A 447-nucleotide genomic window follows, 5' to 3' on the forward strand; every position below is an offset into this window, starting at 1 on the left:
GCGCGACGTAGTCGCGACCCCCGGATCCCTAACGACAGGGAGTGGTTGGCGAAGACTCGGAGTTACCGGCTCACGCGATAACACCTCCCTCGGGGTATGGGTCCCCGCGTACGCGGGGACGACACTTTCAGCGCAGCACCACCTATCCCCTCTCACTCACGCCGCTACTTCGTCAGCAGCGCATACGCCCCGGTCCATCCCTCCGCCGGCGGATTGATCTGGAATTCCTTGATCCGCGCCTCGTACAGCTTGAACAGTTTTTCCAGCGTGTCGGCGTCCTCGCTGTGGCGGCCGCGCTCGATCGCGTCCAGCGCGCCCTGCCAGTCGCGGCCGCGGTAGCAGCCGAGCATCTCGATGGTGACGTTGCGCAGGCGCTGGAAGGCGCCCGAATGCATCACGTCCTCGCGGCCGGCGATGGCGTAGATCACCTCGGGCTCGGTCTTGCCC

General features: G+C 66.2%; 1 pseudogene. It reads right to left on the reverse strand.

Going from position 1 to position 447, the window contains the following annotated elements:
• Positions 1-164: 164 nt before the first annotated feature.
• Positions 165-447 (reverse strand): annotated as a pseudogene (locus CVM73_RS38845) (CHASE2 domain-containing protein); the annotation flags it as partial.

The organism is Bradyrhizobium forestalis, assembly GCF_002795245.1.
GTDB lineage: Bacteria > Pseudomonadota > Alphaproteobacteria > Rhizobiales > Xanthobacteraceae > Bradyrhizobium > Bradyrhizobium forestalis.